Source organism: Methylobacterium sp. CM6246 (genome assembly GCF_054818005.1).
Genome location: NZ_JBTXKY010000001.1, coordinates 3,462,608 through 3,480,860, shown reverse-complemented (window position 1 = coordinate 3,480,860; position 18,253 = coordinate 3,462,608). Strand labels below are relative to the sequence as shown.

At 68.0% G+C, this 18,253-nt stretch carries 20 protein-coding genes; 6 read left to right on the top strand and 14 right to left on the bottom strand.

Translation table 11 applies throughout. The features are described from left to right. Position 1: 1 nt before the first annotated feature. From ACYQPG_RS17125 to ACYQPG_RS17100, 6 genes are read right to left on the bottom strand one after another with little or no spacing between them, the layout of a single operon-like run. Complete coding sequence (locus ACYQPG_RS17125; protein WP_447673309.1) at positions 2-1,054, bottom strand: radical SAM/SPASM domain-containing protein; 1,053 nt, start codon at positions 1,052-1,054, stop codon at positions 2-4. Beyond that, positions 1,051-2,409: a glycosyltransferase 87 family protein gene (locus tag ACYQPG_RS17120; protein ID WP_461231311.1), complete on the bottom strand. Its 1,359-nt coding sequence runs from the start codon at positions 2,407-2,409 to the stop codon at positions 1,051-1,053. The genes ACYQPG_RS17125 and ACYQPG_RS17120 overlap by 4 nt, the downstream gene beginning before the upstream one ends. Next, complete coding sequence (locus ACYQPG_RS17115; RefSeq protein ID WP_461231310.1) at positions 2,406-3,149, bottom strand: TIGR04282 family arsenosugar biosynthesis glycosyltransferase; 744 nt, start codon at positions 3,147-3,149, stop codon at positions 2,406-2,408. Before ACYQPG_RS17115 ends, ACYQPG_RS17120 begins: the two co-directional genes overlap by 4 nt. Positions 3,150-3,168: 19 nt before the next feature. Further along, the gene (locus ACYQPG_RS17110; RefSeq protein WP_447673307.1) at positions 3,169-3,699 is read right to left on the bottom strand and encodes a hypothetical protein; all 531 of its coding nucleotides are present in this window, start codon (positions 3,697-3,699) and stop codon (positions 3,169-3,171) included. Beyond that, positions 3,696-4,469, bottom strand: a complete 774-nt coding sequence (locus tag ACYQPG_RS17105) for a molybdopterin-dependent oxidoreductase (protein ID WP_461231309.1) — start codon at positions 4,467-4,469, stop codon at positions 3,696-3,698. The genes ACYQPG_RS17110 and ACYQPG_RS17105 overlap by 4 nt, the downstream gene beginning before the upstream one ends. Beyond that, the gene (locus ACYQPG_RS17100; protein WP_461231308.1) at positions 4,466-5,125 is read right to left on the bottom strand and encodes a cytochrome b/b6 domain-containing protein; all 660 of its coding nucleotides are present in this window, start codon (positions 5,123-5,125) and stop codon (positions 4,466-4,468) included. Before ACYQPG_RS17100 ends, ACYQPG_RS17105 begins: the two co-directional genes overlap by 4 nt. 173 nt (positions 5,126-5,298) lie before the next feature. Here ACYQPG_RS17100 and ACYQPG_RS17095 point away from each other — a divergent pair, with 173 nt between their 5' ends. Both ACYQPG_RS17095 and ACYQPG_RS17090 read left to right on the top strand, forming a co-directional pair. Continuing rightward, a complete protein-coding gene (locus ACYQPG_RS17095; RefSeq protein WP_461231307.1) occupies positions 5,299-6,285 on the top strand; it encodes an AraC family transcriptional regulator in 987 nt (328 codons plus the stop codon). A gap of 676 nt (positions 6,286-6,961) precedes the next feature. Next, positions 6,962-7,852: an alpha/beta fold hydrolase gene (locus ACYQPG_RS17090; RefSeq protein WP_461231306.1), complete on the top strand. Its 891-nt coding sequence runs from the start codon at positions 6,962-6,964 to the stop codon at positions 7,850-7,852. A gap of 60 nt (positions 7,853-7,912) precedes the next feature. On the opposite strand, the gene ACYQPG_RS17085 is transcribed toward ACYQPG_RS17090, so the two are convergent. The 3 genes from ACYQPG_RS17085 to ACYQPG_RS17075 are packed head-to-tail and all read right to left on the bottom strand — an operon-like array spanning position 7,913 to position 9,611. Then, complete coding sequence (locus ACYQPG_RS17085) at positions 7,913-8,683, bottom strand: SDR family NAD(P)-dependent oxidoreductase (RefSeq protein WP_461231305.1); 771 nt, start codon at positions 8,681-8,683, stop codon at positions 7,913-7,915. Between the two features lie 2 nt (positions 8,684-8,685). Beyond that, positions 8,686-8,895 carry a hypothetical protein gene (locus ACYQPG_RS17080; RefSeq protein ID WP_461231304.1) on the bottom strand — a complete coding sequence of 70 codons (210 nt, stop codon included), beginning with the start codon at positions 8,893-8,895 and terminating at the stop codon, positions 8,686-8,688. Positions 8,896-8,921: 26 nt separating this feature from the next. Continuing rightward, positions 8,922-9,611, bottom strand: coding sequence for an SDR family NAD(P)-dependent oxidoreductase (locus ACYQPG_RS17075; RefSeq protein WP_461231303.1), 690 nt, complete (start codon positions 9,609-9,611; stop codon positions 8,922-8,924). A 100-nt stretch (positions 9,612-9,711) separates the two neighbouring features. Here ACYQPG_RS17075 and ACYQPG_RS17070 point away from each other — a divergent pair, with 100 nt between their 5' ends. Next, positions 9,712-10,644, top strand: coding sequence for a LysR family transcriptional regulator (locus ACYQPG_RS17070; RefSeq protein WP_461231302.1), 933 nt, complete (start codon positions 9,712-9,714; stop codon positions 10,642-10,644). Positions 10,645-10,657: 13 nt separating this feature from the next. Here the strand turns inward: ACYQPG_RS17070 and ACYQPG_RS17065 are convergent, their stop codons facing one another. From ACYQPG_RS17065 to ACYQPG_RS17055, 3 genes are all read right to left on the bottom strand, one after another. Continuing rightward, the gene (locus ACYQPG_RS17065) at positions 10,658-11,374 is read right to left on the bottom strand and encodes an SDR family oxidoreductase (protein WP_461231301.1); all 717 of its coding nucleotides are present in this window, start codon (positions 11,372-11,374) and stop codon (positions 10,658-10,660) included. A 27-nt stretch (positions 11,375-11,401) separates the two neighbouring features. Beyond that, the gene (locus tag ACYQPG_RS17060) at positions 11,402-12,076 is read right to left on the bottom strand and encodes a peroxiredoxin-like family protein (protein WP_461231300.1); all 675 of its coding nucleotides are present in this window, start codon (positions 12,074-12,076) and stop codon (positions 11,402-11,404) included. A gap of 96 nt (positions 12,077-12,172) precedes the next feature. Further along, complete coding sequence (locus tag ACYQPG_RS17055) at positions 12,173-12,808, bottom strand: glutathione S-transferase family protein (protein WP_461231299.1); 636 nt, start codon at positions 12,806-12,808, stop codon at positions 12,173-12,175. A 122-nt stretch (positions 12,809-12,930) separates the two neighbouring features. Here ACYQPG_RS17055 and ACYQPG_RS17050 point away from each other — a divergent pair, with 122 nt between their 5' ends. After that, positions 12,931-13,836, top strand: coding sequence for a LysR family transcriptional regulator (locus ACYQPG_RS17050; RefSeq protein WP_461231298.1), 906 nt, complete (start codon positions 12,931-12,933; stop codon positions 13,834-13,836). Between the two features lie 96 nt (positions 13,837-13,932). Continuing rightward, positions 13,933-14,703, top strand: a complete 771-nt coding sequence (locus ACYQPG_RS17045; protein WP_461231297.1) for an enoyl-CoA hydratase/isomerase family protein — start codon at positions 13,933-13,935, stop codon at positions 14,701-14,703. A 68-nt stretch (positions 14,704-14,771) separates the two neighbouring features. On the opposite strand, the gene ACYQPG_RS17040 is transcribed toward ACYQPG_RS17045, so the two are convergent. Both ACYQPG_RS17040 and ACYQPG_RS17035 read right to left on the bottom strand, forming a co-directional pair. Beyond that, positions 14,772-15,752, bottom strand: coding sequence for an alpha/beta fold hydrolase (locus ACYQPG_RS17040; protein WP_461231296.1), 981 nt, complete (start codon positions 15,750-15,752; stop codon positions 14,772-14,774). 282 nt (positions 15,753-16,034) lie between these two features. Continuing rightward, a complete protein-coding gene (locus ACYQPG_RS17035) occupies positions 16,035-16,952 on the bottom strand; it encodes a LysR family transcriptional regulator (RefSeq protein ID WP_461231295.1) in 918 nt (305 codons plus the stop codon). A 129-nt stretch (positions 16,953-17,081) separates the two neighbouring features. Here ACYQPG_RS17035 and ACYQPG_RS17030 point away from each other — a divergent pair, with 129 nt between their 5' ends. Next, entirely contained in the window at positions 17,082-17,936 is an 855-nt protein-coding gene (locus ACYQPG_RS17030; protein WP_461231294.1) for an alpha/beta fold hydrolase, read from the top strand. Positions 17,937-18,253 lie beyond the last annotated feature (317 nt).

Sequence of the window (18,253 nt, the reverse complement as noted above, 5' to 3'; positions counted from 1 at the left end):
CTCAAAGACTCCAGCGCAGGCCGCAGTTCCGGCACGGGGCGGGCGGCGCGTCGGAGAGGAGCGAGGTGCGGAAGTCGCGATAGGCCTCGCCGTTCCAGATCTCTCGGAGCGTGGCCTGCGTGGCGTCGCCCAACGTGTAGTTGGAATAGCCGCGCACCGAGAAGGGCGCGATGCAGCAGGGCAGCGCCCGTCCGTGGGCTGTGAAGTACATCAGGGACCAGGGTCGCCGACAGGTGGCCCAGGCGCGGTCCTCCTGCCGCTTCAGGCTGATCCCGGGCTCGGTCGCGCCCGAGGCGTCGAGCGTCACCCCCAGCGAGCGGCCCAGGGCCTCGGCCTCGGCGATCGCCGCGGTCTCCTCGGCCCGCGCACTCTCGAATAGCGACAGGTCGGCTCGGGCCATGCCGTACCCGGCCTCGTCGAAGACGAGGCGCTGCAGGTGCACCTCAGTCACGCCCATCTCGGCCGCCAAGCTCACGAAGGCGGGGAGCTGGTCCACGGTCTCCTTGAGACCCGTCAGCCAGAGCGAGACCCGGGGCGTCGTGGCGCCGGACGCCTTCTGGAACGCGACGAACTTGCCGACGTCGCGCACGATGCGGTCGAAGAAATCCTTGCCGCGCACCCTGCGGTACGAGGCCCGGTCAGCGGCGTCGAGGGAGACGCGCAGTTCGTCGAGCCCGGTGTCGATCAGCTCCCGGAAGCGCTTGGGCTGCAGCAGGGTGCCGTTGGTATTGAACAGGACGTAGGTGTCGCGGTCTTTGAGGTAGCGGATCATGCGCGGCAGGTCCTTGACCAGCATCGGCTCGCCGACCCCGTGGAGCACGACCCGGGCGACGTTCGGCACTTGGTCGACGATCCGCGTGAACAAATCCCAGCTCATGTCGGCCGGGGGTTCCAAGGTCTCGAAGGTGCGCGGGCAGGTCTCGCACAGCAGGTTGCAGCGGTTCGTGACCTCAAGATAGAGGCAGACCGGAGGCGCCACGGCCTCGGAGGCTCGGTCGGTACCGATCGCCTCGAAGTAGCGGCGCGGATCCTTCAGGGCGGCTGAGGCCGTCATTGGGCGGTTCCTTCCGGGAGAGCGGCGAGGGGTGCGGTGCGGGCCCGCCACAGCGCACGGGCGGCCAGGACGAGAGCCGGGACGAAGACCAGCGATGGCCAGAGGGAGCGGTCGTTGAATGGATCGATCAGGAACAAGATCGGCGCAGCGCCGAGCCAGATCAGGGCCGGGGCCGGCGCGACCACCGCGGGCAGCGCCAGCCAGGGGTAGTACCAAGCGTAGTGCGGGCTCGCCGCGCAGGTGGTGAGGGCTGCGAGGAGCCCGGCATCGCGGCACAGCGCGACCGCGTCGGGCGCAGGTGGCCGGTCCAGGCCGAAGGCGATCCGGAGCGCGAGCGCGGTGAGCGTCAGGCCGGCGCAGACCAGATAGGTCCGCAGCAGGCCCGGTGGGCTGAGCCCGAGATGGCCAAGCCCGGCGAGCAGCCAGTAGCCCGCGCCGGTCTCGTACCCCTCCTCGGCCCCGTAGCCCCCGGCGAATCCGAGCACATTCGCGCCGGCGCCGAGATAGGGCAGGTAGAGGACCGCGATCACGGCCGCACCGACGAGCATTGGCCGCCACAGCCGGCCACCACGTACGAAGGCGGGCGCTACCGCGACGGGCAGAACCTTGACTAAGGTCGCCGCGCCGAGGAGCGCGCCAGCGAGCCCGTACCGACGGCGGGTGCGGGCGAGCAGCGCGAAGCCGAGGAGGCCGATCGCCACGGCGTCGACGTGCCCGTCGCAGGCGAAGGACCACAGGGCGAGCGGGTTCCAGGCGTAGATCAGGATCCGGGCCGACGGCAGGCCGGCCCCGCGCAGGATCGCGAGCATCGCGAGCACGCCCAGGGCCTCGAAGCCCAGCATCGCCAGCTTCATCCCGGTGACGCCGTGCGAGACCTGGCCTACGGCGGCAAACACCATCTGCGCCGCGGGCGGGTAGATCGTGCGGGCGTAATCCTTCCGGTTGATCTGCGGGTAGACCGCCGCGTCGCGCAGCCGTTCGAGGGCCGGATCGGCCGGTATGTAGCGGTAGGGGTTGATCCCGGCAGCCTGAACCTGCCCGTCCCAGACGTAGCGGTAGATGTCGCTCGACAGGAACGGCGGCGCCGGCAGCAGCGCGGCCCGCATCAGCACGGCGACGCCGAGGATCGTCCACAGGGCGGCCCGCGGCAACCGCTCCCGCAGCACGAGGCGCACGGCGAGGAGGTAGACCGCGAGGCCGACCGCCACGCTGCCGACGAAGACATTGGCGCGGGTGACCGAGCCGACCGTGTCGGCGCCCGGTACGTGGATCGCGAGCGCGCCGACATTCACGGCCAGCAGCAGGAGGCCGAGGGCCGTAAGCCTGCGTGCGGGACTGGCGAGCAGCCGGGTCATGCCGGCACGGCCTCCGACATCTCCGCGAGCCGCGCCAGAACCGCACGCGTCGCCGGGGCGGCGAAGCCGGTCCTGTCGGCCGAAAGCCGGCCGAGCGAGGCCGCGTCGTCGACGTCGTACCAGGGCTCCAGCTCGACGAGATCGAGGCCGATCTCGCGCGCCCGGGCGCGGGTCGCGGCCGCGACGGTGTCGGTGCTCCAGGCGATGTCGGCGAAGAGGCGGGCATGGGCCTGCTTGAGGCCGAGGATGTAGTAGCCGCCGTCGTCGCAGGCGCCGAGCACGGCCCGGTCCCCCGGCGCGAGCAGGATCCGGGCGGCCTGGACGAGGAGGCGCGTCGGCAGTGTCGGGATGTCGGCGCTGAGCACGCAGGCCGCCGCATGGCCCTCCGCGAGCATGCTCCCGACGGCCTGCAGCAGGCAGCGGCCGAAGCCCTCGACCGCCGCCGGGGCCGGAATGTCGCCGTCCGCCGCGACGAGCCGTGTTCCGCATGCGATGTGTGGGACCACCAGCGCCTCGGCGCCGCGCGGCGCATAGGCCGCATAGGCGGCGATCGGCGCGGCGCGCGCCGCCTCCAGGATGTTGGCGGTCGTGTCGCACAGGAAGGCGGCGCTCAGGAGCGCGGCATGGTCGGGCCTCAGCGGCGGGCACAGCCGCGTCTTGGAGCGGCCGCTGCGCGGCGCCTTGGCCATCACGCCGATCGCGCAGGTGGCGGACGATCCGGATGTCGATCTCGGTGCCATCTCACAGAATCCTCCGTGATCAGTGGAAGGGCCGGACGATCCCGATGCGGAGCGTCTCATCTGGCGGGATTGCGGCGGCCGAGCCGGCCACGAAGGTCGGCAGTGCGCGCAGGTGCTCCGGTGTCAGGCCCATGAGGGCGACGTACTCGCCCAGCAGCGCCACCGCCTCGACCGGCACGGCCACGAGCCGGGATTCGACCCCGCTCCAGGCCGCCGGCTGGAGCCCGAGCCGGTTCAGCCCGAGGACGCCGTCGAGGCGCACGATCAAGGCGGCGCCGCCATCGTCGCGGCGGACGAGGCCCGTCACGCGGCCGAGCACGGGCTGGGACTCCTCCGGCTGGAGCAGGAAGCGGCCGGGGAGATCGCCGGCGCGCACGGGCTGGGGAAACCGGTCGGCCGCGCGGCCCGCCATCTCGGGGGCGGTCATGCCGGGCTTCGGCATGTGGTCGGGGGTCGGCGAGGGACCGGCCGTCTGCGCCCGCCCCGGCCCGACGACGGTCAGGGTCAGCAGCGCGGCGCCCAAGGCGCACGGACATACGCGGGCGCTCATAGGCCGGCGAACCAGCTGAATCCGCGGCTCTCCCAGTAGCCGCCGGAATAGGTGTTGGTGACCTCGATGGCCGTGATCCATTTCGGGTTCTTGAAGCCGAGCTTGACCGCGGTGCGCAGGCGCAGCGGATACCCGTAGGGGTCCGGCAGGTCCTGGCCGGCGTAGCGGGTGGCGAGCAGCGTCTGCGGGTGCAGCGCACTGGCCATGTCGATGCTGCTCGGGTAGTCGTCCGCCGTCTTGAAGGCGACGTACTTGGCGGTGAGGTCGGCGCCGACCCGCTCGAGGAACGCGCGGAGCGGCACGCCCGACCACTGTCCGATATAGTCCCAGCCCTCCACGCAGACGTGGCGGATGATGATCTCGCGCTCGGGTAGTTCCGCGATCTGCTGGCGCGTCCAGGGCCGCTTGTCGGAGATCAGCCCGGCGAGCTCGAGCCGCCACGCCTCGCCGTCGATTGGCTTGACGTCCTCGACATCGTAGTAGGCGTTGAAGCGCGGCGGCTTCAGCACCTGCGAGGCGGGGTACTCGGGCGCGAGCTTGTGGGGATCGAACAGGGCGGCCTGGACGCCGTCGTTGAAGTCGGAGACCGCGCGCAGTGCCCGACCGACAGCGGTCGTGTCGGTCACGTCGCAGCCGGTGAGCATGGTGAGCGTCCCAAGCGTCAGGCCGCCGCGCAGCAGACCGCGCCGCTCGATCTGCCGGACCAGGGGCCTGTGGTCGTCGAGGATGCCGGGATCTGGCACCTTGAGGGGGCGGAAGGGCGACCTCATCGCGTCGCCTCCCGCGCCACGGCCGGAAGGGCCGGACGGCGGACCGGGCCGCCGGTCAGCATCGCCCACAGCGTGCGCGGCACGAGCAGGGCGAGCACGACGTGGATGGCGAGGAAGCCCGCCAGCACCGCCATGCCGGCGAAGTGGACGAAGCGCGCCTCCTGGAAGCCGCCGAGCAGCGCGACGAGGCCCGAGAACTGGACCGGCTTCCAGATGGCCAGGCCGCTGACGACTTGGCTGATGCCGGCCAGGATGGCGACGATGTAGAGGATCTTCTGGACGGCGTTGTAGGTCGTCAGGTCCTCGTGGGCGAGCTTGAGTCGCAGCGTGTCGCGGACCGTCTGCACGATGTCGCGCGGCCGGATCGGCAGGAGACGCTCGCGCAGGCGCCCGGTCGCGACGCCGTAGACGAGATAGGCGCCGCCATTGGCAACCAGCAGCCACATGGCGGCGAAATGCCAGAGCAGGCTCTCGGCCGCCCAGGACCCGAGCCGGATCGCCTTGGGGAAGTACACGCCGTGGATGATGACGGAGTCGTCGTAGATGCCCCAGCCGGAGCCGATCAGCACCACCATCGCCACGGCGTTCGTCCAGTGCATGATTCGCACCGGCCATGGGTGCAAGCGACGCCTGGACCTGATCGAGTTCATCTTCATGATAGCGGGCGCCCTTCGTGTGTTTTGATCCAATACGTGGTCGTAAATTGATGAATTATGGGATCGACAAGTCATATGTGAAAAGCCAATCGCGAAATTGCCTATCGTGATGACCTAGACCTTCCACTGAAGACGCTGACATTAGTTCATCAGTAAGAGCGCACGGAGTGCCCATGTCCTGCGATATTCTTCCGCGTCTGTTCTCGACTTTGTCTGTGCAGGTCCATGCGTTCGCGTTCTGTGAGATCCAGACCGGGTGGCAGCTGGCGAAGAACGGCATGGCGGACGCGATTCTTGTCCATTACGTTCTTGCGGGCTCAGGAACGATCGTGGTCGAAGGTCAAGAACCTCTACGTTTCGGGCCGAATTGCATGGTGATCCCACCGCGCGGCATGCGGCACTCAATTGGTTTCGCGGGAGCTACCCGAACGGTTACGGCCGAAGACGCACGCAGAGTACTTCCGGATGGCCTTATTGCGTTGACGGCGGGTGATGGAAGACGGGACATTTTACTGGCCTGTGGCTCTATCGCGGCGCGATATGCCGGCGCGCTCGGTCTTTTCGACCGTCTGCACAACGCTTTGATTGAAGATTTATCCGGCAGCGACAGGCTGCGCCACGCCTTCGCTTTCATAATCGAGGAACTGGTCAATCCAAGTCTTGGTACGCAGGAAGTGACGAGTGCGCTGATGAAGCAGTGCCTGACGATCCTGCTTCGGATCCATCTGAAGGAGAAAGGCGCTGAATCGCCGATCTTCGAAGCGCTGCGCGATCCGAGACTGGTCCCGGCGATCGCGGCTGTCCTCGACGCGCCTGGGGCGCAGCATACGGTCGATAGCTTGGCTGCGCTCTGTGGAATGAGCCGCTCTGGTTTCGCCGAGCGCTTCTCCGCCACATTCGGCGAGGGTCCGATCGAGTATCTGCAGCGGGCGCGACTGCAACTGGCAGCCAAGCTGCTGACGTCCTCGCCCATGCCCGTGAAGGTCATCTCTGAGAGCGTCGGTTACGCCAGCCGCAGTTACTTCTCGCACGCCTTCAAGACCGCTTACGGGTGCGATCCGAGCGCCTACCGCGCTCAAGCCACGAGCCTGGTCAGATCCCTGGAGCAACAATCCGACCTCGGGATCGACGGCGCACGGCGGAAATCCGAAAGGCCCTGAGCGTGCATGCGGGTGGATATCTTCCGAGTTGAACACGAGCACCGAGGGTATTGCCATCATCAACGCCGGATAGTCTCGCCAAAAACTTGCGATGGGGGAACCCGCACGGCGTGCGTTATCGTTCAAATCAGGTGCTGTGGCTCGAACTTGGTGGTTTCTGAAATTAAACCTGCATATAAGCGGTGCGTCGAAAAGACGGCCCGGATTTCCTCAGGGGCCTTCATTCGTAAAACAAAGGGCGGCCTTTCGAGGATGAGGACTCTTAAAAATCCTGCTCTTCAGTATGCACGGCGCGACCCGAGAAGCGGCGCCCATTAAGGCTGAGAAATCTTGAAATCAGGATCTGCCACGCCGATCGATGATGCTCTTCGTCAACGTGGCACAGACGCTTGGTCTGGTTGGGTCGATGGCAAGCCCCGATGAAAGAATGGTCTGCTCGGCGAAAGACCAGCATAGAGTGACGCATATCGGCCACCTCGGCAGACGATCAAAGCGGGCCGCCTGAGGTTATGCTGTCCTTAGACATTACCCTGCTTTGTATATCCAGCGCGTCTGCGTACGGATCGACGCCTGCTGCCGAGTTGGGAACGGAGTCGCGCAGTCACTCCGGGCACCATCGGAACATCAGAGACGTGGATCTGCGGGTGGCATATCCCGCCATTTAAGATGTGAAAGGATGTTCATGCCGTCGGTCCTAGCGCCTGGCACGCACAGCATCGCCGTGAACGGCGTAGCTCAACATTATCACGTCTCCGGCATCGGACCCTATTGCATCGCGCATGCCGGTGGCCCCGGCATAGAGGCCAGCTACTTGCGATTGCCTCTGCTCGAAGAGGACCTGACCATGGTGTATTTGGACCCGATCGGCACAGGATCGTCCGGACGCCTCGCGACCCATCCTCAGGGGTACAGCGTAGACCGCTTCTCCGAACAGCTGCTCGCGTTCATCGACGCGGCCGGTATCCCCAATCCTTACCTTCTCGGCCATTCGCACGGTGCCTTTGTGGTGCTGGAGGCAGCGCTCAAGCGCCCAGGAGGACTCGCGGGCCTGATCATGTATGCGGGCGCTGCCTACACAGGCGGCGCCTTCATGGCCGATGCGAGCGCTGAGATCGCCGTCTTCGTGGCACGCCACGCGGGGACGGCGGAAGCCAACGCGGTCGAGAGGGCCTGGGCCTCGATCCCCACTATCCGCACAGACGCGGCCTATACCGCGGCGCTTCGCGACCTCCTTCCAGCCTATGTGTCGGACTTCCGGCGCTGGCCCGACATCCTCGCGACCCTGCAGCGGCAGCTCCAGGCGACTCTGCTGGTCGGCGATAGCCAAGTCTTCGACGTTCGCGACCGCCTCGCTACCTTGCAGGTTCCGGCGCTCGTCGTCACCGGAACCGACGACTTCATTCTCGGCCCGCACCACGCGGCGTTGCTGGCCGATCTGCTACCGCAGGCGCAAATGAGAATCTTCGAGCAGAGCGGCCACTTCGCCCATATCGAGGAGGCCTGGGCCTTCGCAGAGACTGTCCTTCGCTTCACGGGACGTCCAGGCCGAGCGTTGTCCGGCATATGATGGCCGTACGCGCCTAAGTTCCCCGACCTTAGGCGCTCCACCAAGGTGCTGCGTGGTTGTCTAGGGCAGCGGCACACCGGACAGCGTCGCGCACTGGTCCAGCAGAGCCTCCTGCAGCCCGACGCGACGGGTGCTGGGCTCCGGCAATTTTTCGCGCTGATGATAGAAGTACCGGCCCGTTACACGGGTCGCTGGGTCGTCCCCGACCGCCAGCCATGCCTGGGTCACGGGCGCGGCGGCCATATCATCCGGCGCACCGGGACCGCCCATACGGGTGGGTACCCAGCCCGGTTCGAGGGCGTTCGATCGCACTGCGGGCCAGCGTCGTGCCACGCCGAAAGCCAACAGGACATTCAGGAACTTCGTTTCCGCGTAAGCCTGCGATCCGCTCCAGCGCCGTCTGGTCCATTGCAGATCGTCCATGTCCGGGATACCGCCTGGGTGCATGCCCGAGCTCAGGTAGACGAGGCGGTCTGGCTTCTCCATCAAGGCGGTGAGCACGTAGGGCGCCAAGACGTTGATCGCGAAGAGATGGCTCAGACCATCCCGGGTCTCCAGCCGGCGCGCTTCGCGATAACCGATGCCGACATTATGGATGACGGCGTCGAAGCGCCCGATCGCGTTGGCCTGCTCGACCACGGATCGCATGCCGGCGATCGTGACGACATCACCGATGACGGTCTGGGCCGCGTTCGGAAGCGCCTGTCGCGCGACCTCACCGCGATCGGTGTTCCGCGCATGCAGCACGACTTCATGGCCCTCGCGAGCCAGGCGCTGGCCCGCCATGAGCCCAAGGCCATCCGACGATCCGGTAAGGAAGATACGGGCCATCGTCAGTCTTTCAGCAATGCTTCGGCCACGATCGGCGTTTGAGAGTGCTGCAACGACGCGGCCGCCCGTAGATCGTGCGTCGCGAATGCCTGCTCGGGCAGCACCGCTCCAGGCGATAACGGGCGGCTCTGCGCGGCAACCGGAGCCGTTCCGGTCACCGTCGCCGATCTCCTCGGGTGGACGCTGCCTGCCGTGGTGCGCGGGTGGCGCATGTCCGGTTCGCCTGGCAGTCAGCCAGTCACCAGGGAAGCGGATTGTTGAACCGATCGACGTAGCGCAGCCCGGCCAAGCCGCGGTTCGCCTCGATCATGTCAACCACGCGCGGGATGCTCTCCGCGACGGACAGAGCCGCATCGCCGCCGCCCATCTCGGTCCGCACCCAGCCGGGAGCGACGAGGAGCAGGGCGCGCCCGTCATCGGGGTGCTTCGCCGCATAGCCCTTCATGAGCATGTTGAGCGCGGCTTTGCTGGACGCGTAGAGCTGCCAGCCGCCGGTTGCGTTCGCGATGCTGCCGAGCTCGGAGCTCATGATCCCGATGGTGCCGCCGGCTGGCACCAGATCCCGCAGGAGCTCGACCGCGCGCACGGGCGAGAAGGCGTTGGTCAGCATCATGTCGAGAAAGTCCGTCTCGTGCGCGCTGACCGGGCTCGCCTCGATTTCGCGGGCGATGCCGGCATTGATGAACAGGACGTCGACGCGTCGACCGCTCAAACGCTCGCGCAGCGCGTGGACAGAGCCTACATCGTTGATGTCGATCGGCTGAAGCTCGAGGCTGTCGGGAAAGCGCTTCGCGAGCGTCTCAAGCTGCTCGGAGCGGCCGCGTGCCGTTGCGATCACGCGCCACCCGCGCCCGAGCCACTCCTCCGCGAGGGCGAAGCCCAGTCCGCGCGAAGCGCCGACGACGAGCGCCGTGGATTGCCCTGTCATGAGAGCCTCCTCTGAATTGCCATGGCTCTTTGTGGCGTAGAGTCGGGACAGGAATTAGCGTCGTTCTGTCAGATCATTCCGGACTCGGGGTCATGGAACGATGCCTTATGATGGCCGACTGCTCGCCGGCGTGACGGTTCTGATGGCTGTGGTCGAGGCCGGAACCATGACCCGAGCGGCAGAGGCCCTCGGGCTCACCCAGTCGGGTGTGGGACGCGCCATCCAGCGTCTGGAGACCCGCGTCGGTGTGCGGTTGCTCGATCGCACGACCCGGACCTTGCAGCTCACCGACGAGGGACGTCGCTTCTGGGAGCGGGTCGGCCCGCATCTCGACGGGATCGAGGAGGCGGCCCTGGAAGCTGCGGGCAGCGCTCGGACGGTGCGGGGCCGTTTGCGGGTGAATGTCGATCCGTTTTTCTCGCGCCTCGTCCTGTCGCGCGAGCTGACGGGCTTCCTCGCGATCCATCGCGAACTGCGGCTCGAACTGATCATGCGCGATCAGATCGGCGACCTCGTCGCCGACGGGTTCGATATGGCGCTGCGGTTCGGGGATCCGCCGGTGGCGGGCTTCACCGCGCGTAAGCTCCTGGAAACGCGGATCCTGACGGTCGCGGCGCCGGCGTACCTCGCTGCGCACGGCCGCCCCGCGCACCCGCGCGACCTTCGCGACCACGCCTGCATCGACTATCAGGATCCGCTGACGGGCCGCCCCTTCGCGTGGGAGTTCCACCGCGGCGACGAGGTCGTGCCGGTGCGGCAGCCGGCGCGCCTGATGGTGTCGGACGTCGAGACGATGATCGGCGCCTGTTGCGAGGGCGCGGGGATCGCGCAGGTCATGCAGCTCGGCAGCCGGAATTTCGTCGCGAGCGGCAAGCTCGTCGAGATCTTCCCGGATTGGCCCGACGAGACCTTCCCCCTGTACGCGATCTACCCGTCGCGGCAGCATCGCGCCGCGAAGGTCCGCGCTTTCACCGAATGGTGCCTCCAGCTGGTCGGCGGCGACAACGAACTCGATGCCGCCGCGACACGGTGAGCCGCGTCCGAGGCTACAGCGCCGCCCGGCCGATCGAGGCACCGCCGTCGACGTAGAGCGTCTGCCCCGTCATGAACGCCGCCCCGTCCGACATCAGGAACGCGATGGCTGCCGCGATCTCCTCCGGCCGTCCGAAGCGCCCCATCGGCACCCCGGCGAGGTAGCGCGTCTCGCCCGGGCTGCCCGGCGGGTTGTTGGCCCGGAACAGCTCGGTCTCCGTCGGTCCGGGCGCCACTGCGTTGACGGTGATCCCGGTCGTTGCGAGTTCGAGCGCCCAGGAGCGGGTGAAGCTGACCAGCGCCGCCTTCGCGGCTGCGTAGGCCGTGCGCTCGACGCTGCCGAGGACGGTCAGGCTGGCGATGTTGACGACCCGGCCCCAGCCGCGCCGGCGCATGCTGGGCAGGGTTGCCTGCACAGCCTGAAGCGCCGGATGGAGGTTGACGCGCAGGACCTCGTCCAGCGCGGGGATTTCGACAGCCTCGAGCCGCTGCGGCCGGACCAATCCGACATTGTTGACCACGCCGTCGAAGGCGAAGCGTCCGGTCAGGTCCGCGAGGACCGCGTCTGTGGCGTTGCCGTCGGCGAGGTCGACCGGCACGAGCGTGCCGGGGAAATCGTCGAGGCCTCTGCGCGCGAGGCCGACGACGTGGTGGCCGTCGCCGGCGAGACGGTGGGCCAGCGCCAGCCCGATGCCCTTGCTGGCACCGGTCACGAGAAAGGTTCGGGACATCCTGGATCTCCTTGCGGCCGTGTCTAGTCAGGCGGGAATGGAGGCGGCGCGGCGGAGCGCCGGCAGCATGTCCTCGGGCTCGGGACGGCGGGTGTAGTCGGGGTTTACCTCGGCGTAGATGATCACGCCGTCCTGCCCGACGACGAAGCGTCCTGGCATCGGCAGGGTCCAGCTCGCGTCGCCGTTGAACGCTGGCAGGTCGTTCTTCAGGCTCATGTAGAGATCGACCAGGTAATCGGGCAGCGCGAAGCGCAGGCCGAACGCGGCCGCGACGGCGTTGTGCGGGTCCGACAGGATCGGGAATTCAAGGGCATTCTGGCGGACCGACTTCCGGCTGTTGGCCGCCGTCTGCGGCGAGAAGGCAACGAGGCTCGCCCCGAGCTTCTCGAATTGTGGCAGCGCCTCCTGAAGCGCCCGGAGCTCCATGTTGCAGTAGGGGCACCACACGCCGCGGTAGAAGCTGATCACGAGCGGCCCGCGCGCCAGCAGGGCGTCGGAGGAGACGGGCTGCCCCTCCGGGTCGTTGAGCGTGAACGCCGGCGCCCGGTCGCCGGCCCTGAGGGCACGGGTCGCGGCGCCGGTGGCGATCAGTTCCGCGGTGGCCCGGTGCATCGTCCGGATCACCGAGGGCGGGACGTTGTAGGGGGGCTTGCCGGCCTCGAAATCGGCTTTGAACGCGTCGAGCTTGGATTGCAGGGTCATGGATTTGTGCCTCGTGCGACAGGCTGGCGAGCTGGCTTGCGCTGCTGGCTTGCGGGAATGGACCGGCCCGGGGCGAGTCCGGTGGCGTGCGACCGGTCAGGCCTGCGGCACGAGCGCGTTCACCCGCTCGATCGCGCGTTGGACAGCGGGACGCGCGGCCATCGCGTCGTACCAGCGGGCGACATGCGGCGTGTTCTCGAAGCTCACGCCCGCGAACTCGCGTCGCCAGAGCCAGCTGAAATGGGCGATGTCGGCCACCGTGAAGGCGTCGCCGGCGACGTAGCAACGTTCGGCCAGGACCCCGTCGAGTACACCGAGCGTCCGGTTCGCCTCCGCCGAGAAGCGGGCGATGGCGAGCGGCTGCGGCTCCGCGGCCTGGCGTTGAAAGAAGCCCGCCTGCCCGAAGGCCGGGCCAAGCCCGGAGGCGTGGAAGAACAGCTGCTCGAACACGCGCGCCCGGCCTTCGCCGTCCGGCGGCATCAGGCGGCCGCCCGTTTCGGCGAGGTAGACCAGGATTGCCGCGGACTCGGTCAGGACCAGCCGGCCATCGGCCGCCGCCGGGTCGATCAGTACCGGCACCTTCGCGTTCGCGTTCAGCGCCAGGAATTCAGGCGCCTTCTGCTCGCCCTGACGCACGTTCACTCCGTGGAGGCGGTATGGGAGGTCGAGTTCCTCCAGCGCGATGAGGACCTTGATGCTGTTGGGCGTGGCGAAGGCATAGACCTCGAACATGTCCGCGTTGCTCCGGCTGGGTCACCGCAGCGGCGCGGTGAAGACGGCCGGACTGATGCGCCTCACCCGATGGACAGGGCAGAAAGCCCGAGGCGATAACGTTCATTCCAGGGAGGCATGGCGTGGACCGGTATCAGGCGATGGCCACCTTCGTGCAGGTCGTGGAATCGGGCTCCTTCTCGGGGGCCGCTCGACTCCTGAATGTCGGCCAGCCCGCCGTCTCTAAGACGATCGCGCAGCTGGAGAACCGGCTGCAGGTCAGCCTGCTCGTCCGCTCGACGCACGGCCTGAGCCCCACGGAGGCGGGCCTGCGTTTCTACGAGCGGGCGCGGGCGGCCATCGCGGAGGCGGACGAGGCCGAGCGCGCCGCCCGCGGCGCGGGGGCCGGTCTTTCGGGACGGCTGCGCGTCTCGGCGGCGACTACCTTCGCCCGGCTTCACGTGGTGCCGATGCTGCCGCGCTTCCTCGCCGATCACCCGGACCTCGACATCGAGATCGTCCTCGACGACCGGGTGATCGACCTCGTCGGCGAGGGGATCGACCTGTCCCTGCGCATGGGGGCGCTGCCGGATTCGGCCGTCGTCGCGCGCAAGCTCGCCACCGGCGGCCGTTCGGTGCTCGCCACGCCCGCCTATCTCGCCCGCGCGGGCGAACCGCGCAGTCCCGCGGACCTCGCCGGGCACGAGGCGGTGGTCTACAGCCGGCAGCCCGATGCTTGGTCCTTCACCCGGGACGGCGCCGAGATCTCGGTTGCGGTGCATGGCCGCGTCCGGGTCAGCGCGGCCGAAGGCCTGCGTGCGGCCGTGCTGGCCGATATCGGGCTCACCATCGCGTCGGACTGGATGTTCGCCCCCGAACTGGCGAGCGGCTCGGTCCGGCGGCTGCTGCAGCCCTGGGCATTGCCTATGATCGATCTCTGGGCGGTCTTCCCCACCGGCCGCATGGCCAGCGCCAAGGCGCGGCTCTTCGCCGGCTTCGTCGAGGCGGTGATGGCCGAGACCCGGGAGCCCCATTCCGCCACGGCATAAGTCTTATCGCTGCGCGCCGTCATCCGTCGCCGGGCGGCGCCGTCTACCTCGTCCTCACGCCGACCAACGGGGCCGGCCACCACGAGGACAGCACCGATGGCCCGTTTCGAGACCTACCGCGACGCGTTCCCCAACGCCCGCCTGACCCGGAAGCCGAACGGCGTGCTGGAGGTCATGCTCCACACCGAGGGCGGCAAGCTCGTCTTTAACGGTCACACCCACGAGCAGTTCGTCGACCTGTTCCACGCGATCGGCGAGGACTGCGACAACCGGGCGGTGATCCTGACGGGGGCGGGGGACGCCTTCATGGACGCGATCAGCCCCGAGGGCTTCGATTTCTTCACGCCGCAGGGCTACGACAAGATCCTGCGGGAGGGCCGCAAGGTGCTCAGCAACATCCTCGACATCGAAGTGCCGATGATCACCGCGCTCAACGGACCGGTCCTGCTGCACAGCGAATACGCGCTGCTCACCGACATCGTGCTGGCTACGCCCGAGACGGTGTTCCAGGACAAGCCGCATTTCGAGTTCGGGATCGTGCCGGGCGACGGCATACACATCCTGTGGCCTGAGGTGATCGGTTCGATCCGCGGGCGGTACTTCCTGCTGACGCGGCAGGTGCTGGATGCCCAGACGGCCAAGGATTGGGGCGTCGTCAACGAGATCGTGCCGCATGACCGGCTGCTGGCCAGGGCGCACGAGATCGCGGACGGGATCGCAGCCCTGCCGCCGCTCACCGGCCGCTACACGCGGATCGCGCTCACGCAGCGTCTGCGCCGGCTCGTCGAGGAGGGCACCGGCTACGGCCTGGCCCTGGAGGGCATCAGCGCCGCCGACGTGGCACGGACCATGGCCGCCCAGAACTGAGTGAGCGCCCGATCCGAGCCATCCCACGGCGTGTCGGGCCCGCGAGGATGGCCCGGCACGCCGGAGGCTCAGAAGTAGGCCCGGATCTCTCGGGCGATGTCGTCCCCGTTCGTCTCCAGCGCAAAGTGGCCGGTGTCGAGGAAGCGGACCCGTGCGTCCGGGATATCGCGCTTGAACGCCTCGGCTCCGGGCGGGATGAAGAAGGGGTCGTTGCGGCCCCATATCGCGAGGAGCTTCGGGCGGCGCTCGCGGAAGAAGGCCTGGACCAGCGGGTAGCGTTCCAGGTTGCGCTTGTAGTCGAGCTTGAGCTTGACTTGGCGGTCCGCATTGCCCGGTCGCGCCAGAACGGCGGCGTCGAGCGTGTACGACTCGGGCTCAATGACTGACGGGTCGGGCACCCCGTGGAAGTAGGATGCCTTGACGCCGTCGAGGGTCATACGGGCGCGGATGGCCTCCACGGCGGCCTCGTTCGGCTTTTCCCAATAGGCTTTGAGGGGCGCCCAGGCCGCCTCGCCGAGCCCCTCTAGATAGGCGTTGCCGTTCTGGGACACGATGCCGGCGATGCGGTCGGGATGCGCGAGCGCCAGGTCCCAACCCACCGGAGCCCCGTAGTCGAAAGTGTAGAGGCGGTAGCGCCGGAGGCCGAGGACGTCGACGAAGGCCTCGATCGTTCGCGACAGCGACGCGAAGTCGTAGACGTAGCCGCGGTCGTCCGGGACCACCGTGAAACCGAAGGACGGGAGATCCGGCGCGATCAGGCGAAACCGGTCCGCGAGCCTCGGCATGAGATGGCGGAAGTAGAAGGACGAATTCGCGAAACCGTGCAGCAGCAGGAACACCGGGGCGTCGGGCCGGCCGGCCTCGCGATAGAAGACGTCCACGCCGTCGGCCCGGACCGTGCCGTGGCGGACCTCTGCGACCTCGGCGGGCCGCGTTTCCGCCGCGACGGCGCCGACCGGGCCTAAGCCTGCCGCCATGACGCTGCCGGCGAGAAGACTCCGCCGCGTCGCCCTGGAACGCCCGTCTTGGAATGCCGTGTCCTGTCTCATCGCTCCACTCGCATATGTGCGGGCCGGGGAACGTCCGGATTGCTCGCCTCGCGACCGCGAATGTCGCGCACGTCGAGGCGGATGCACCGGCCTTCGCCGCGAGCCCTCCGACCGTGCCGCGGCGTTCAGGCTCGGGACCGGACAGTGTGATCACGATGAACTCTCTTGGCCCTCGCTAGAACACAGAGTTTGCGAAACTCAGCCTTACGGAATTCGAGAGGGATGTGGCTCGGCCTTTTCTTACCCGGCGGACGCTCGTACCAAGCCGGCGCGCATCGGCCTTCATGGGGGTGGGATAACGGCACCCAGCGACGCGCGCATGCGCGGCGTCGCGAAGTCGAGGAATGCCCGCAGCTTGAGCGGGAGGCGGCCATGGCCGACATGGACAACGCTGACCGGGACGGGGGCGAGCTCGAACGACCGCAGCACGAGGACCTGCCGCCCGGCGGCGACCAGGGGTGCCGCCTGGTACGACAGCACCTGCGTGAGGCCCACGCCGGCCGCCGCCGCGTCGAGCGCCGCCTCGGCCGTGTTGACCTGCAGACGCGACCGCACCCGGACCACTTGGACGGCCTTCCGGTCGGACGTGGCGAAGTGCCAGGCCGGGCCGGCGGCCAGGTCGCTGAAGGTCACACACGGGATCTCGCCGAGGTCGGATAGCGTGTGGGGCGTCCCGTGGGCGGCGAGGAAGTCCGGACTGCCGCAGACCACGCGGGTGACCGTGCCCAGCCGCGCCGTCACCAAGTCGCTGTCCGGCAGGTGCGAGATGCGGACCGCTAGGTCCACGTGATCCTCCACGAGGTCCAGGGCCCGGTCGGTGAGGATCAGGCGCACGGTGATGTCCGGGAACCGGGACAGGAACGCCGAGACCACCGGCAGGACGTGCAGCCGCCCGAAAACCAGCGGGGCCGTCATCGTCAACGCGCCGCGGGGCTCGGTGTACTCGCCCTTGACCGCACGCTCGGTCTCCTCGACCTCGCCGAGCAAGCGTCGGCACGCCTCGATGTAAGCGGCCCCCGCGTCGGTCGGAGTCAGCTTCCGGGTGGTGCGGACGAGGAGCCTCGCGCCGAGATGGGCTTCCAGGTCCGCGATCTTGCGGCTGACGCTCGGCAGGGGGATGCCGAGCCGGCGTCCGGCGGCCGACAGGCTCCCGGCCTCCACGGCAGCGACCAGCAGGCTCATGGCCTCCAACCGGTCCATCGCACCCTCTCGTTTTCAGCAACGGTAACTCTCGGATAGGTCAGATTATCCCGCAGAGTGCAAGTCGGTACCCATGCCTCACCGACGGCGTGCAGCACGGGCTGCATCGCCGGCACCGGAGGGCTAACGATGACCCAGACCACCTACCGCACCGTCGACGTCGACGGCCTCAAAGTCTTCTACCGGGAGGCCGGCGACTCTGCGAAGCCGACACTCCTGCTGCTGCACGGCTTCCCCTCGTCCGGCCACATGTTCCGCGACCTGATCCCGCTGCTCGCGGACCGCTTCCACCTCGTCGCCCCCGACCTGCCGGGATTCGGGCTGTCCGAGATCAAGCCGCGCGCCGCCTTCACCTACACCTTCGATGCGCTGGCGAAGGTCATCGGCCGCTTCACGGAGGTCATCGGATTGAAGACCTACGCGCTCTACGTCTTCGACTACGGCGCGCCCACCGGCTTCCGGGTCGCCATGGCGCATCCCGAGCGAGTGACCGCCATCGTCTCGCAGAACGGCAACGCCTATGAGGAAGGGCTGAGCGAGGGCTGGAACCCGATTCAGCGTTACTGGCGGGACCAAAGCGACGCCAACCGGCAGGCGCTGCGCGAATTGCTGACCCCGGCCTCGATCCGCTGGCAATACGAGCACGGCGTTCCGGACACCTCGCTGGTCTCGCCCGACGGGAGCGCCCTCGACGCGTGGTACATCCAGCGGCCGGAGGTCGACGAGATCCAGCTCGACCTGTTCGGCAACTATGCCAGCAACGTGGCGCTCTACCCCGACTTCCAGGCCTATTTCCGCACGCACCGCCCGCGGCTTCTGGCGATCTGGGGGCGGAATGACCCGTTCTTCCTGCCGGCCGGTGCGGAGGCGTACCGGCGCGATATCCCGGATGCCCAGATCCGGTTCCTCGATACGGGGCATTTCGCCCTGGAAACGCATACCAACGAAATCGCCGCGGCCATCACGGAATTCCTCAAGGCCTGAAGTGGAGATTGCTAAGGGCCCGCGACAGCCTGAATGACGGAAGGTACAGAAGGACCGGCCGGCCCTGACTGGGCGGCCGTTCTTTCGAAATCTGCTTGATGCAGCAGGAAGCCATGAGAGACTTCCGCTTTCAAGCGACGTCCTATGGCCGGGGAATGTCCGGTGTGGGCGCAAAGCCGAATGTCCGGTTCTGCGCGTGGTGGTGATCCGGTGTGACGTAATCTGGCCGAAAGCCGCCGGTCCGCTACGGAGCGGTCCCACCGAAAAGCAGACGCTCCTCCCGCGATCCAATCAGATCTCACCGCTACTTTCGGCAC